We start from the raw sequence: 15,420 nt of genomic DNA on the forward strand, positions 1-15,420 counted from the left end.
GGGAGTTGCCTGCTTTTTGCTGGCGTAAACAAGTGATGCATATAAGGCAACTTTGAGTGTATGATTGGTGTCACAGTCACGGTCCGACCCCACCTATCATCAAAGGAGTGGCGCATTTTGGAAGAGCTTCGTATTGAGGCCAATGGCAACCTTGGTCCTATTGATTCGGCCCGAATCCCGCGCTATGCCGGTGCTGCCACGTACGCCCGCTTGCCCCGTTTGGACCAAGTCTCCAAGGCTGACGTGACGGTGGTCGGCGTCCCCTTCGACTCCGGAGTTTCCTACCGCCCGGGCGCCCGCTTCGGTGCCAACCATGTCCGTGACGCCAGCCGTTTGCTGCGCCCGTACAACCCGGCCTGGGACGTCAGCCCGTTTGAGAACATCCAGGTTGCCGATGCCGGCGACATGGCTGTGAACCCGTTCAACATCAATGAAGCCATCGAGACCATCCAGCAGAACGCACTGGACTTGACGGCCAACGGAAGCAAGCTCGTCACGCTCGGTGGCGACCACACCATCGCCCTGCCCCTGCTCCGCGCGGCCGCAGAACGCGCCGGTGAGCCCGTTGCCATGCTGCACTTCGACGCCCACCTCGATACCTGGGACACGTACTTCGGCGCCGAGTACACGCACGGCACCCCGTTCCGGCGCGCCGTTGAGGAAGGCATCCTCGACACCGAGGCGATCAGCCATGTCGGTACCCGCGGCCCGCTTTACGGCAAGAAGGACCTCGACGACGACCACCGCTTCGGCTTCGGCATCGTCACCTCGGCGGACGTGTACTACCAGGGCGTCCTGGAGACCGTGGCCAAGATCCGGGACCGCATCGGCAACCGCCCGCTGTACATTTCCGTGGACATCGACGTCCTCGATCCGGCCCACGCTCCTGGCACCGGCACGCCTGAAGCCGGCGGCATCACCAGCCGCGAACTCCTCGAAATCATCCGCGGATTCCGTGGCATGAACCTTGTGGGCGCAGACATCGTCGAGGTCGCACCGGCCTATGACCATGCTGAGATCACAGCTGTGGCGGGCAGCCACGTTGCCTACGAACTCGTGACCCTCATGGCCGACAACGCCGTTGAAGGCAATCGGCACGGCGCGCCGAACGGCTACGCCGCCCAGGCCCTTGGCCAGGAATCCCGGCGTCCTGCCGGTTTTGCCCCGGCGGTCACGAAGTGACGGACCAGCGCAATGGTGGGGACCTCGTCGTCGAGACCCTCGAGGCGCTCGGTGCGAAGACGGTTTTCGGAATCCCGGGCCAGCACGCCCTCGGCCTGTTCGATGCGATGGGCCGTGGCAATCTGCACTTCGTGTCCTCCCGTGTGGAGAACAACTCGGCTTTCGCTGCGGACGGTTATTCCCGTGCGACGGGCGAGGTCGGGGTGCTCTTCCTGTCCACCGGTCCGGGCGCGTTGACGTCCCTGGCCGGTTTGCAGGAAGCGTATGCGACCGGCGTGCCGATGGTGGTCGTGGCGAGCCAGATCCCCTTGGAAGGTTTGGGCGCGCGCCGCAAGGGCATGCTGCACCAGCTCGATGACCAGAAGGCCTCGGCCGCCAACGTCACCAAGAGCCAGCGCCTCATCCAGCACGCATCCGGGATTCCCTCGGCCATCCAGGATGCCTGGACCGAGGCCATTTCCTCCCCGCAGGGTCCGGTGTGGATCGAGATTCCACAGAATGTGCTCCTGGACCCCATCATGGTCCCGCCGGTGGAGGACGCCCTCGCTGAAGCGGCCGACAACCCGCCGCGCGTTGAGCTGATCCGCGAAGCCGTCAAATGGCTCTCGACGGCGGAGCGTCCGGCGATCATCGCCGGTGGCGGCACGCGCCGTGGCCGGGCCGAGAAGTCGCTGCTTTCGATCGCCGAGAAACTTCGTGCGCCGGTGATCTGCACGCCTGGCGGCAATGGTGCTTTCCCCTGGACCCATGAGCTGAGCCTGCAGTCCTGGATCGAAGACCGACACATGACGGACGTCCTCGAGGACGCCGACGTGCTGATCGTCATCGGCTCCTCCCTCGGCGAAGTCACGTCGAACTACTTCACCTTCGAGCCGCGCGGGCGCATCATCCAGATCGACGCCGAACCCCGGGTCCTGGAGTCCAACCGGCCCGGCCTGGGCATCCGCGCCGACGCCGGCCAGGCCCTTGCGGCCCTTGATGCTGCCTTGGACGAGGCGTTGTCGGCGTCGGCGACGGCACCGAACTGGCATGGCGTCACACCGGAAGACATGGTCAAGGCGTCCCTCGCCAAGGTCATGGCACGCCTCGAAGAGCAGGACCTCGGCAAGGAACTGAAGTTCATGGCCGATATCCGCGAAGCCGTTCCGGCAGACATGCAGACCTTCTGGGACATGACGATCTCCGCGTACTGGGCATGGAGCTGCTGGGATTCCCGTGAGGGCCAGTTCCACTCGGCACAGGGCGCCGGTGGCCTCGGCTACGGTTTCCCGGCGGCCATCGGCGGTGCCGTGGGGCTGGAAACCGTCGGCAAGCCGAGCCGAGTTCTCGCTGTATCCGGCGACGGCTCCTCGATGTACTCGATCTCCGAGCTCGCCACCGCCAAGCAGCACAACGTCCCGGTCACGTGGCTGATCGTGGACGACGGCGGCTACGGCATCCTGCGTGAATACATGGTGGGTGCCTTCGGCAAGGCTACGGCCACCGAGCTCGCCCGTCCGGACTTCGTGAAGCTCGCGGAGGCATTCGGCGTGCCGGCCCGCAGGGTTGCCCCGGAGGACATCGGGGACGCGCTCCGCGAAAGCTTCGCCGCGGACGGCCCCAACGTCGTCGTGGTTGAAACCCTCCTGAAGATGTTCGGCCCAACGCACCTGGGCGACTAAGTCACCTCCCTATCCAGCGCGAGCTGGCAGCACCTGCCCTCAAAACCCGTTTTTGAGGGCATCAGCTGCCAGCTCGCGCTTGGTGTTTAACGCACCTCACACATCATTAGTTTCCCAAAGCAATCAAATAGGCGTATAGTTGCTTTAGGCAAACAAAAGTGAGGTGTCTTCCATGGCTGTCGCATCCAGCACGGCAACCGAACTCGTCCATCAGATCTTCGATCTCCAGAGGGTTCTGCGTTGCATCGTGACCGCAAACATCGCGAAGGATGCCGACGTCGGCTTCGCCTTGCAGGGCGTCATGCGCTTCATCGGCGAGGGGGAGTCCCGCGCCACGAAGCTCGCATCCCGGCTCGGCGTCAGCCCTCCGGTCCTCAGCCGGCACATTGCCGAACTGGAGGAACTCGGCTTGGTGGTCCGACGCCCGGATCCCGCGGACGGCCGGGCGCAGCTCGTGGCCCTTTCGGAAACGGGCGTAGAAAAGGTCCGCCAATTCGAAGAACAGCGCAGCCTCAATTTGCGGGCATACCTCGAAGAGTGGAGCGAGGAGGACGCCTTGGAAGCAGGGCAAGTCCTGGAGAAATTGACTGCATCACTCAACCACTCAGTCCGGGCAACGGCGGCCGGCTCCCACCACTCGAACCACAAAGCTTAGGAGCAGCAGCAATGGCAACCCGAATACAAGAACGTTCGACGGCGGTGCCGGCGTCATCCGCGCCCATGACGCACCGCCAGATCATGGAGGCCTTGACGGGCCTGCTCGCGGCATTCTTCACCGCGATCCTCAGCAGCACCATCGTGGCCAACGCCCTGCCGACCATCATGTCGGACCTGCATGGCACCCAGACCGACTTCGCCTGGGTCATTACGGCCGCATTGCTCGCCAACGCCGCCACCACGCCTATTTGGGGCAAGCTCGCGGACCTCTTCGATAAGAAGCTGCTGGTCCAGCTGAGCATCGTGGTCTTCGTGGCCGGCTCGGTCATGGCAGGGTTCTCCCAAAGCATTCCCTTCCTGCTCACCGCACGCGTGATCCAAGGCATCGCCCTAGGTGGCCTCACCGCCCTGGCCCAGGCCATCATCGGCACCATGATTCCGCCGCGGGACCGTGGCAAGTACTCCGGCTACATGGGCGCCGTCATGGCGGTCGGTACCGCCGGCGGCCCGCTGTTGGGCGGTTTCATCGTTGACAGCCCGCTCGGCTGGCGCTGGACGTTCTTCGTCTGCGTGCCGCTCGCGGTCATTGCGCTCATCCTGCTCCAGGTGACCCTCAAGATCCAGCACGTCAAGCGCCCTGCCAAGATCGACTGGCTCGGATCCCTCCTCCTGACCTCCGGCGTGAGCCTGCTGCTCGTGTGGGTGTCCTTCGCCGGCAACCCGGACTACTACGACTGGATCTCCTGGCAATCCGCGCTTATGGTTGGCGGCGGCGTACTCCTGCTGGCGCTGCTGGTGCTCGTGGAGTCCAAGGTGGCGCAGCCCATCATCCCCCTGAAGATCATCTCCGAGCGCACCACCGCGCTGGCGATCCTCGCCTCGGTTGTGGTCGGCATCGCGATGTTCAGCTCCTCGACCTTCCTCGGCCAGTACTTTCAGGTAGCCCGCGGCGCCACGCCCACCGAGGCCGGCCTGCTGACGCTGCCCATGATTGCCGGAAACCTGATGGGCTCCGTCGTCTCGGGCCAGTTGATCAGCCGATTCGGTAAGTGGAAGCGGTTCCTTGTGGCGGGAACGGTATTGCTGGCCGGCGGCCTCGCCTTCACCGGCACCATCGACCACACCACCGAACTCTGGATCACCTGCTGCTACACCGCCGTCTTCGGCCTGGGCCTTGGCCTGCTGATGCAAAACCTGGTCCTCGCGGTGCAGAACACGGTCCGTGCCCAGGACATCGGTACGGCCAGTGCATCCGTCGCATTCTTCCGCTCCTTCGGCGGTGCGATCGGCGTGTCCGTCCTTGGTGCGATCATGGCGAACCACGTCAAGGATCTGGCCACCCAGGGACTCGCGGCGGCGCACATCCCGGTGAAGGGCGGTTCGAGCGATGCGAGCATGGACCTGACGGACCTGCCGGCGCCCATCCGCGACATCATGCGTGCCGCCTACGGCGACGCTACCGCGCAGATCTTCATGATCGCAGCGATCATCGCCATTGTCGGCTTCCTCGCGGTGCTCTTCATCAAGGAAGTTCCGCTGCGGAAAACCGTGGACGCAACGCCTGCGAAGGACCTGCTCGCCAACGCTTCCGGCGAGGCCGCGATGAGCCTCGATACCGCCGCACTGCCGGTGATCGGGGACGGCGATGTCCTTACCGAAGCAGGGCAGCTTTCAACGCCCGACGACGGCGGCACCCCCTTGGGTGCCAGCCGAGCCCGGGCGGCAGCAGAAAAAGAGCACGATGAGCTGGACCTTGAGTTTGCCCGGATCCTGACCCAGGAACGGCCGGACCCTGCCGCGGGCCTGCGCGAGGTCCAGGACCAGCTTGCCCGCACACAGCGGCTGCTGGCCGAGCAACAGCTTCAACTGAGCAGGTCGCAGCGCGAGCTCCAGGTGCGCGTCCAGGAACAGCAGGCCACCGCCGTCGAGCAGGCCCGGATCGCCGAGGAGTTGGCTGCGCTGCGCAAGGAACTCAAACGGGAGCGCCGCCGCCAGGAAAGGGCTGCGTTGCTGCTCCTCGCCGGCGACGCCCCAAGGACCGGGGAAACCGGGCGCCACGCCGGCTAGGGAGATCCAGGCGGGCAACCACATGCCGAATGCCTGACGGGAGCCGCTGCAGCGAGTTTGTAATCGCTGCAGCGGCTCAGCTACGCCGTAAGGATGATATCCGGCTAGCGATATTTCGTTGAGGCAACGGATTTCGTAGAGTTGAGCGACTGATACTGTCAGCGCCTGCTGTTATCCATGTATCGACTCATACATGTATTAATTCACGCGCATATCAATTCTTTCGCGCACTCTCATTAAGGATCCGTGGGCATGCTTGTCACCCTGATACGGCGCTACTCCAAGCCGTATTTGCCGCAGATACTAGCGGTCATCATCTTCCAGCTGGCGTCTACCATTGCCACCCTTTACCTTCCAAGCCTCAACGCAAAAATCATCGATGAAGGCGTCTCCCGAGGGGACACCAACTACATCTGGCAAACCGGTGCCCTGATGCTCGTGGTCGCGCTCGGCCAGGTCATCGCGGCCATCGCGGGAGTCTACTTCGGATCCCGTGTGGCCATGGCCATGGGCAGGGACCTGCGCAGGGACGTCTTCCGCAAGGTCAGCAGCTTCTCGGCCAAGGACGTCAACACCTTCGGCGCACCCACGCTGATCACCCGCGGCACCAATGACGTCCAGCAAGTCCAGATGCTCATGCTGATGGGCCTGAACTTCATGGTTTCCACGCCCATCATGTGTGTCGGCGGCATCATCATGGCCCTCCGTGAGGACCTCAGCCTCTCCTGGCTCGTCTGGGTCTCGGTGCCCGTCCTCGTGGCCGTGGTTGGTTACCTCGTGGTCAGGCTCATGCCGCTCTTCCGTTCCATGCAGAAGAAGATCGACGCGATCAACGACGTCCTGCGCGAACAGATCATCGGCATCCGCGTGGTCCGGGCCTTCGTTCGTGAGCCCTACGAGGCCAAGCGCTTCGGCGACGCCAACAAGGACCTCACCCTGGTCTCGGTCAAGATCGGCAACCTTTTTGTCCTGATGTTCCCGGCCATCGGAATGATCCTGCACCTTTCCACAGCGGCAGTGCTGTGGTTCGGCGGCCACAGGGTGGATGCGGGCAACATGCAGGTGGGCTCCTTGACTGCCTTCCTGCAGTACCTCCTGCAGATCCTCATGGCCGTCATGATGGGTACTTTCATGGCCATGATGATCCCGCGGGCGTCCGTCTGCGCGGACCGCATCGGCGAGGTTCTCGGCGTCGAACCTTCCATCCACAATCCGCAGGCGCCGGTAGCGCCTGCGGAAATGAAGGGTCGCGTCGAATTCCGCGACGTCACTTTCAAATACCCCGGCGCTGAAGCTCCCGTCTTGAGCAACATTTCCTTCACGGCGGAACCAGGCCAGACCCTGGCCATCATCGGCTCCACAGGCGCGGGCAAGACCACCTTGGTCTCGTTGCTGCCGCGCCTGTACGACGTCGCGTCCGGCGATGTATTGCTCGACGGCGTTCCGGTCACCAGCCTGGACCGCGACGAAATCACCAGCCGGGTGGCCACGGTGCCGCAGAAGCCGTACTTGTTCTCCGGAACCATCGAGCACAACCTGCGCTTCGGCAAGACCGACGCCACGGACCAGGAACTGTGGGATGCGCTGGAAACGGCCCAGGCCAAGGACTTCGTGATGGAAAAGTCCGCCGGCCTCAACCGAAGGGTCGCCCAGGGCGGGACCAACGTCTCCGGCGGCCAGAGGCAGCGCCTCTGCATCGCCCGGGCGCTGGTGACCCAGCCCAAGGTCTACCTCTTTGACGACTCGTTCTCGGCCTTGGATGTGGCCACGGACGCCCGCCTTCGCAGGGCACTGAAGGAAAAGACGCGGGATGCCACGGTCATTATCGTGGCCCAGCGCGTCTCGACCATCGCGGACGCGGACCAGATCCTGGTCCTGGACAACGGCAGAATCGTTGACCGCGGCACCCATGAAGAACTCTTGGAAACGTCACCCACCTACCAGGAGATCGTCGAATCCCAGCTGAGCGCGGAGGAAGTGGCATGAGCGAGCAGGATCAGCAAAAGCGCGGCTGGGCCGCGAAAGCCAAAGCAGCGAAGGCCGCGCGCGAAACCGCGGAAGCGAAGGACGCAGCCGCAAGCGATGCCGTCACGGCGGTGGACGATGACGACATCGAAGAAACCGAATACACCCCTGGCGAAGCCGACGGCGGCATGTTCGGCAGCCTGCCGGCCAAGAAGGCCAAGGCGTTCGGCCCCTCAGCCAAGCGGCTCCTCGGACTGCTCAAGCCGGAGGCTGCCGGAGTGGTCTTCGTCATCTGCCTCGTGGTGGTCTCGGTCGTCCTGAACGTCATCGCCCCGAAGATCCTTGGCAGCGCCATGGACGTCATCTTCGGCGGTGTCATGGGCAAGCAATTGCCGCCCGGCGTCAGCCAGGCAGCCTTCGCCGAAGGGCTCCGCCAGGCCGGCCAGAACAATTTCGCGGACATGGTCTCCAAGATGGAGCTCACCAACGGGATCAACTTCTCCAAGCTCACGTTCCTGATCTCGATCGTGCTCTTGATGTACTTCGTGGCGAACATCTTCCTGTGGGCCCAGGGCTACATCCTGAACAAGATCGTCATGAAGGTCATCAACCGGCTCCGCAACGACGTCCAGGCCAAACTCAACCGCCTGCCCTTGAACTACTTCGACACCCGCCAGCGCGGAGACATCCTCTCCCGCGTGACCAACGACGTCGACAACGTCCAGCAAGGGCTTCAGCAGGCGTTCGCGCAGCTGGTCAGCTCAGTGCTGACGGTCTTCGGAATCACCATCATGATGTTCATCGTGTCCTGGCAGCTGGCCCTGATCGCGCTGGTAGCCCTGCCGCTCTCCGGTGTCCTTGCCGGAGTGATCGGCTCGCGCAGCCAGAAGCTCTTCGCTGCCCAGTGGAAGAACACCGGCTCGCTCAACGGCCAGATCGAGGAATCGTTCTCCGGCCACGAACTCGTCAAGGTCTTCGGACGCGACGCGGACATGCTGGAGCGTTTCGACGAACGCAACGAAGCCCTATACAAGGCCTCGTTCGGGGCGCAGTTTGTTTCCGGCATCATCTTCCCGGCCATGAACTTCGTCTCGTACCTCAGCTACGTGGGCATCGCCGTCGTCGGTGGCCTGCGAGTGGCCTCCGGTTCCATGAGCCTTGGCGACGCCACGGCGTTCATCCAGTACTCACGCGAATTCACCCAGCCCCTCGGCCAGATCGCCGGCATGGCCAATATGCTCCAGTCCGGTGTGGCTTCGGCCGAGCGCGTCTTCGAGTTCCTGGATGCCGATGAGGAAATGCCCGAGAACGCGGCCCGCCACCTGCCTCCGCGCACGGACGGTCATGTCGAGTTCGAGAACGTGTCCTTCAGCTACGTTGCCGACAAACCGCTCATCGAAAACTTGTCGCTGAGCGCGGAGCCCGGACACACGGTGGCGATCGTCGGACCCACAGGGGCGGGCAAGACCACGCTCGTCAACTTGGTCATGCGTTTCTACGAGCTCAACTCGGGCCGGATCACCTTGGACGGCGTGGACATCAAGGAGCTCAGCCGTTCCGAGCTTCGCGCCAAGGTGGGAATGGTGCTCCAGGACGCCTGGCTGTTCGGTGGGACCATCTACGACAACATCAAGTACGGCAACCTTGACGCCACCGAGGAACAGATCATGGAGGCGGCCAAGGCGACGTACGTGGACCGTTTCGTGCGTGCACTGCCGGACGGCTACCAGACCATCATCGACGAGGAAGGCAACAACGTCAGCGCGGGCGAGAAGCAGCTCATCACCATCGCGAGGGCTTTCGTCTCCGATCCCTCGCTGTTGATCCTGGACGAGGCCACGAGCTCGGTGGACACCCGTACCGAGTTGCTGTTGCAGAAGGCCATGGCGGCCCTGCGCACGGATCGCACCAGCTTTGTCATCGCCCACCGCTTGTCCACCATCCGCGACGCCGACACCATCCTGGTGATGGAAAACGGCAGCATCGTGGAACAGGGCAACCACAACCAGCTGCTCTCATTGCAGGGCGCGTACTACCGCCTGTACATGTCGCAGTTTGCCGGTGAGGATGCCGAAGAAACCGTGGTGGATGACTCGACGGCGGTGCACAGCTGAGCGCGCGAATAACCGTCCAGGTGCCGATGCGTTGGGGAGACATGGATGCGTACGGGCACATCAACAATGTCCAGATCGTGCGCATGCTCGAAGAGGCGCGCGTCGCGGCCTTCGGCCCGCCTCGCGGTGCCGGACTCCCCGGAGTGGAACCGCCGGTCTCTGTCTTCGACTCGGTTGAAGACGGGGTCATGAGCCTCGTGGTGGAGCACAAGGTCCGGTACGTCCGGACCCTGGAATACCGGAACATACCGGCAGTCGTCGAGATCTGGGTAGGCGCTGTGAAGGGGGCCAGCTTCGACCTTCACTATGTCATCAAGGATCCCGTGACCGGAGAGGACTGCGTCAAGGCAAGTACCCATCTGGCATTCGTCGACGAGGCCACCGGAAGGGTCCGCCGGCTCACTCCTGAGCAGAAGCAACAGTTGGAGCCCTACCGGGCGTAGCTCCTGTACGACGATCTGGGGACCGCCGGTGGCCGTAGAGTTTCCCCATGAAACTCGAGATCGTCGCCGTCGGTGCCCAGGGCGCCGCTGTTGCCGCAGAAGAAGGCGCAGACCGGATCGAACTGTGCAGCGCCTTGGAGCTCGGGGGACTGACCCCGAGCCAAGGCCTCATGGAGGCCGCGCAGGAGGCTGCCGGTGGGCGGCTGGAGATCCACCCGCTCATCCGCAGCCGGCCCGGCGATTTTCTGTACTCCAGCGCCGATGTGGACACCATGGACCGCGAGATCCGATTCCTGCTCACCCAGGGAGCCCAGGGCGTGGTGATCGGAGTGCTCACGGCCGCTGGCGACATCGACGTGCGGACCACCCGAAAGCTCGCAGACACGGCACTGGAGACCAACCCCAAGGCCCAACTGACATTCCACCGGGCCATCGACCAAACCCCGGACCCGGCCGCCGCCGTCGAGCAGCTCGTGGACCTTGGGTTCACGCGAGTGCTCAGCTCCGGGGGAGCGCCCACCGTTGGGGCCGGGATCGCGACTCTCGAGCGCATGGTCCAGCGGGCAGCAGGCCGGCTTGAGGTCATGGCAGGCGGCGGACTCGCCCTGGACGATATCCCCGCCCTGCACAGGGCAGGACTGAGTGCCGTCCATCTGTCCGCCAAGGCCACGGTTTCCACGTGGAAGAACCCGGCGGGCGCCACCGATAAACCGGCTGCTTCAGACCCGACGGCGTACATGGTCACCGACCGGGAGCTGGTGAGGGCCGCACGCGCCGCGGCGGGGTGAGCTCCGCAGCGGACGCGCACTTTTCCGTTCATAACGACATTAACTGCGAGCCAGTTGGGTAGGGCCCTTTACAAGGCGGTGACTTGGGCCAAAGATGGATGAAACATTGCGATTGAAAATGCCATCCGGGAGTCATAAAGATGCAAAACCTGAGCTTCTCCACTATTACCCTGAACATGGCGGAGTTGGGCCCCAATAGCCCGTTGCCAGTGGTCGCGGCGGAAATGGACCAGCCGTACAGAATCGGCGACGGCGTCCCGGAGGAACTGCAGGCCGCGGCACGCTACGGTCAAGTGCCGAACATGTTCCCCTACTTGATACAGGACGGCTACTCCCGTGAGCGGACCGCCCATGAAGTGCCAGCCGTGGTGCTCGAGAACAGCAAACTGCGTGCCGTCGTCCTCCCCACCTTGGGCGGCCGGCTGTGGGAACTCTTCGACAAGGCCTCGGGAAAGCACCTCCTGCACACCCACGGGACCCTGCAGTTCGCCAACATCGCGCTGCGTAAAGCGTGGTTCGCCGGCGGGCTCGAATGGAACATCGGGACCCGCGGGCACTCACCCACCACTTGCGATCGGCTTCACACGGCCATCGTCAAAACACCCGAGGGCCACGACGTCTTGCGCATGTGGGAGTTCGAGCGCCTTCGCGAGGTGGTTTTCCAGGTGGACATGTGGCTTCCGGAGGACTCGGACGTCCTGCTGACTGCGGTCCGGATCCGGAACCCCCATGACCATGAGGTCCCCATGTACTGGTGGAGCAATGCCGCTGTTCCCGAGACGGCGGAAACGCGCGTGGTCGCGCCCGCCTCGGAAGCTTTCGGCAGCGACTACACCACCGATATCGCCCGCGTCCGGCCCACGGAACACGAAGGCATGGACGCCACCTGGCTGGTCAATAGCACGCACGCCGCGGATTTCTTCTTCGACATCCAACCGCGACACCGGCACTGGATCGCCGCAGTGGACCGCGACGGCGACGGCCTGGCCATGCTGTCCACAAGCCTCCTGCGCGGGAAGAAATTGTTCGTGTGGGGCCAGGGCGACGGCGGCAAGCGCTGGCAGGAATGGCTCAGTCCCGGAGCCGGCCACTACGCGGAGATCCAGGCCGGGTTGGCGCAGACCCAGTTCGAGCATCTGGCCATGCCTGCCGGCGCCGAGTGGAGTTGGGTGGAGGCCTACGGCAACGCCAAGCTGGATCCCGCACGGTCCCACAGCCAGGATTGGGATGCTGCCGTGACCCACGCCAGCGCCCGGCTCGAAGAGCTTGTCCCGGACTCGGAGCTCGAAATCGCCCTCGCGGAAGCCGCGCGGAACTATGCGCTGCCCCCGGCCGAAATGCTGGTTCGCGGCAGCGCTTGGGGTGCTTTGGAAAGTGCCCGATGGCGACACTGGGGCCGCGAGTGGTTGGACGAAAACGGCACTCCCTTTGCCGAAGATCCAACCCCTGAAGCGATCGAGGAAACAGGCCCGTGGCACAGCCTGCTGGATGGAGCGAGTTTCCTGGGCTCCGGGACCTTCGTGGCTGGAGCCGATTGGGAAGAACTGCTGGCCAAGGATGGCGGGGCGGAAGCGCAGTTCCACCTGGCCACCATGAAGCACGCCCGCCAGGACCTCCAGGGGGCGCTCGCCGGATACGGCACGGCTTTGATCGCCGATAACCTTTCGCCACGTTCCACGGTGCTCGCCCATCGGGGACGAGCCCTTGCGCTCCTGGCCACCGGCAACATTGAGGAGGGCGTGGCTGAACTTGCCGCAGCGAGCCGATTGGAACCATCCAACGTCCCGTTGCTCAGCGAAGCCATGACACTCAGCATCCGGCACGGAAACCCGGCCCAAGCGCTCGCCTTGGCGAGCGAGGCACCTGCCGGAATGTCCGACGTCGGACGCATCCGCTTCCTGACGGCGCTCGCCCTCGCGGGCCTCGGCAGGGGCCAGGACGCGGCAGCGGTGCTGCGGTCCGGCGTCGAGATACCCGACATCCGGGAAGGTGAAGACGGGATCGCGGCCCTGTGGCAGGAGGTCTGCCCTGGGGAGCCGGTGCCTGCCGACTACCGCTTCGCAATGCATTGAGTTCCGGGGTGCACTCGGGCGGGACGCGTGCGGCAGGAGACGAGATGTGGGACCCATGTGGCAGAACGCGTGAGGCGGGACGCATGTGGCGGGGGTGCTGGCTTTGCTGATGCCAGCCCCAAGACAAACCATGTAAGTTGGCATGGTGACTCCCTCCACCAAAACCCCACTGACCCGTGCCCCCGGTATCTCCAAGGAGATCGAAGATGCGGCGTGGTTCGTGTTGGGCCCGGGGCTGCAAGGCAAGGCTTCGGCGCTCGACGCCAGCACCCGCACTTGGACGGTGGACGCTGCCGCCGAGCTCTTGGAGCGTTTGGAACGCGGCGTCGGAGATGCCAAGGCGCCCATGATGACCAACCTGCGCCACAACCTGGAAGGCGCCTCGCGCGAGGCCAAGCTGCTCGCCGTCGAACTCCTCTTTCTCCAGTCCCTGCCGCTCGCCCACGAGGTCAAATCCCTCAAGGTGAAGCGCGCCCGCGTTGCCGAGGCGGCGTCCTGGCTCGATCCCGAGCTCGAGCTCCCGAAGGAGCTGTACAAGGGGATGACCGATCACGGCGTCATCCGTGACCGGACTGCCGAATTCAACTGGACGATCTGGGACCACCTGACCTGGTTGTGCCGCTTCGTGGCGCACGTGGATGGCCAGACCAACGCGAGCATCAACAAAGCCCTCAAGGACCCGCTCAAATTCCACGAACTCGCGGCGGCAACCCCCGGCGATCAGCCCGCCATCCGGCGAAGCATCGAATACTTGGCGTGGCCCAGTTACTTCGAGCCCGTGGTTGCCGACGTTGAGCGCCGCGAAATCCGGGACGCTTTCGCTTCGCTCGTTGGCGGTGCCCACGGCGAGAGCGAAACCGACATCACCGCGGACATCCACCGCATCCGCTTGTATCTGGACGAACAGGCCGGCCAGCGGATCGATTGGTACGATCGCCAGCTCGTCAGCCAGTGGCGCAAAGTGGGAGATCCCGGCCGCCGTGCGTGGCTGCTGCGCACGCACCAGGACTCCGCCGAGCTCCTCGCCGCCTGGCGGGACGAGGAAAAGGCGACGCTCGACGCCGAACACCTCCGCGAACTAGCCCCCGGCGTGACGGCAGGCCTGGTCCAGCATGCCGTGGACGAAGACTACAAGCACCTCGGTTACGTGGAACGGGAGGACACCAAGACGGCTGTTTTCGCGTTCCTGACCGTGATGAAGCCCGGCGACCTCGCCCTGTTCCAAAACTCAGGAGCCATCAGGATCGGCGTGGTCCTGGGTGAGCCGGAACACAACGAGGATAATCGCCGGCTCCGCCGGAAGGTGCGTTGGTTCGACGAGACCCACCCGATTGCCGAGGCGCCGCGGCACGTCCAGCGCCAGCTCTCCACCTCGGGGATCGTCGTGGACGTCACCAAGGTCATCCAGTCGCTGCAGGCCCTCCTGCCCGCCGAAGCTGAATCCGACGGCGAGGAAACCGCCGCCCCGGACGCCGTGGGCGAGCCCGTGATTGAAGGGTTCCGACCCCTCACGGAAGAGTTCGCAGCTTCCCTCCACATGGAGCTCGAGCCGCTCACCGAGATCGCCGAGCTCCTCGAAGAGAACCGCCAACTGGTGCTCTACGGCCCTCCGGGAACGGGAAAGACCTACCTCGCCAAGCACTTGGCCGCCGAGCTCGCTGGAGACAGCACCGATGAGCGCGTCAAACTGGTGCAGTTCCACCCGTCCTACGCCTACGAGGACTTTTTCGAGGGATATCGGCCGGACAAGACCGACGACGGCCAGGTCTCGTTCAAGCTCGTGGCCGGACCGCTGCGTCGCCTTGCGGAAGAAGCCGCGAAACCCGGGAACTCCAATAAGCCGTACTTCCTCATCATCGACGAGATGAACCGGGCCAATCTGGCGAAAGTGTTTGGTGAGCTGTACTTCCTGCTGGAATACCGCGACGACCGTATCTACCTCCAGTACAGTCCCAACGAACCGTTCAGCCTGCCGGACAACCTTTACATCATCGGCACCATGAACACGGCGGACCGCTCGATCGCCATGATGGATGCGGCCATCCGCCGTCGCTTCGCGTTCGTGGAATTGCATCCGAAGGTGGAGCCGATCCGCGGATCACTCCGGCGGTTCCTCACGGCCCGCGGCCTGGACACCCTCAACGCGGACCTGCTTGACGCCCTGAACGACTCCATCGACGACTGGGACCGGGACCTGATGATCGGCCCCTCGTACTTCATGAAGAACGCGGCCCAGAACCCCGCCGGGCTGCGCCGGATCTGGAAGTACGAACTCATGCCGCTCCTCGAGGAGCACTACCACGGTCAGCTGAACCGGGCACAACTGGAGGAGCGCTTCGGTCTGGACCAGTTGTTGGGTCGACTTGCGCTCCGCTAAGGCCGCTCCGCCGCGGCCGACCCGGGCTCCCGGGGTCGGATCCCCGGGCAGGCCTGCTATCCGCGCTTCCACGAAGGCTCCGGCTGTGCGGCAC

Annotated in this window: 10 protein-coding genes; all 10 read left to right on the forward strand. The window is 64.2% G+C overall.

Annotated elements, in window-relative coordinates:
- Positions 1-117 precede the first annotated feature (117 nt).
- The 10 genes from speB to J2S96_RS04780 all read left to right on the forward strand — a co-directional run bounded on the left by speB (position 118) and on the right by J2S96_RS04780 (position 15,326).
- Complete coding sequence (gene speB, locus J2S96_RS04735; RefSeq protein WP_306860421.1) at positions 118-1,182, forward strand: agmatinase; 1,065 nt, start codon at positions 118-120, stop codon at positions 1,180-1,182.
- Complete coding sequence (locus tag J2S96_RS04740; protein WP_306860423.1) at positions 1,179-2,843, forward strand: thiamine pyrophosphate-binding protein; 1,665 nt, start codon at positions 1,179-1,181, stop codon at positions 2,841-2,843. Before speB ends, J2S96_RS04740 begins: the two co-directional genes overlap by 4 nt.
- A 172-nt stretch (positions 2,844-3,015) precedes the next feature.
- Complete coding sequence (locus tag J2S96_RS04745; protein ID WP_306860425.1) at positions 3,016-3,498, forward strand: MarR family winged helix-turn-helix transcriptional regulator; 483 nt, start codon at positions 3,016-3,018, stop codon at positions 3,496-3,498.
- Between the two features lie 11 nt (positions 3,499-3,509).
- Complete coding sequence (locus tag J2S96_RS04750) at positions 3,510-5,567, forward strand: MFS transporter (RefSeq protein WP_306860427.1); 2,058 nt, start codon at positions 3,510-3,512, stop codon at positions 5,565-5,567.
- 252 nt (positions 5,568-5,819) lie between these two features.
- Positions 5,820-7,553, forward strand: coding sequence for an ABC transporter ATP-binding protein (locus J2S96_RS04755; protein ID WP_306860428.1), 1,734 nt, complete (start codon positions 5,820-5,822; stop codon positions 7,551-7,553).
- On the forward strand, positions 7,550-9,646 hold the full coding sequence (locus tag J2S96_RS04760) for an ABC transporter ATP-binding protein (protein WP_306860429.1): 2,097 nt from the start codon (positions 7,550-7,552) through the stop codon (positions 9,644-9,646). The genes J2S96_RS04755 and J2S96_RS04760 overlap by 4 nt, the downstream gene beginning before the upstream one ends.
- A gap of 26 nt (positions 9,647-9,672) precedes the next feature.
- Complete coding sequence (locus J2S96_RS04765) at positions 9,673-10,089, forward strand: acyl-CoA thioesterase (protein ID WP_306860638.1); 417 nt, start codon at positions 9,673-9,675, stop codon at positions 10,087-10,089.
- 47 nt (positions 10,090-10,136) lie between these two features.
- The gene (locus tag J2S96_RS04770) at positions 10,137-10,877 is read left to right on the forward strand and encodes a copper homeostasis protein CutC (protein WP_306860430.1); all 741 of its coding nucleotides are present in this window, start codon (positions 10,137-10,139) and stop codon (positions 10,875-10,877) included.
- Between the two features lie 140 nt (positions 10,878-11,017).
- Positions 11,018-12,949, forward strand: coding sequence for a DUF5107 domain-containing protein (locus J2S96_RS04775; RefSeq protein WP_306860431.1), 1,932 nt, complete (start codon positions 11,018-11,020; stop codon positions 12,947-12,949).
- A 142-nt stretch (positions 12,950-13,091) separates the two neighbouring features.
- Positions 13,092-15,326: an McrB family protein gene (locus tag J2S96_RS04780; protein ID WP_306860432.1), complete on the forward strand. Its 2,235-nt coding sequence runs from the start codon at positions 13,092-13,094 to the stop codon at positions 15,324-15,326.
- Positions 15,327-15,420 lie beyond the last annotated feature (94 nt).

Source organism: Arthrobacter bambusae (assembly GCF_030812595.1).
Lineage (GTDB): Bacteria > Actinomycetota > Actinomycetes > Actinomycetales > Micrococcaceae > Arthrobacter > Arthrobacter bambusae_B.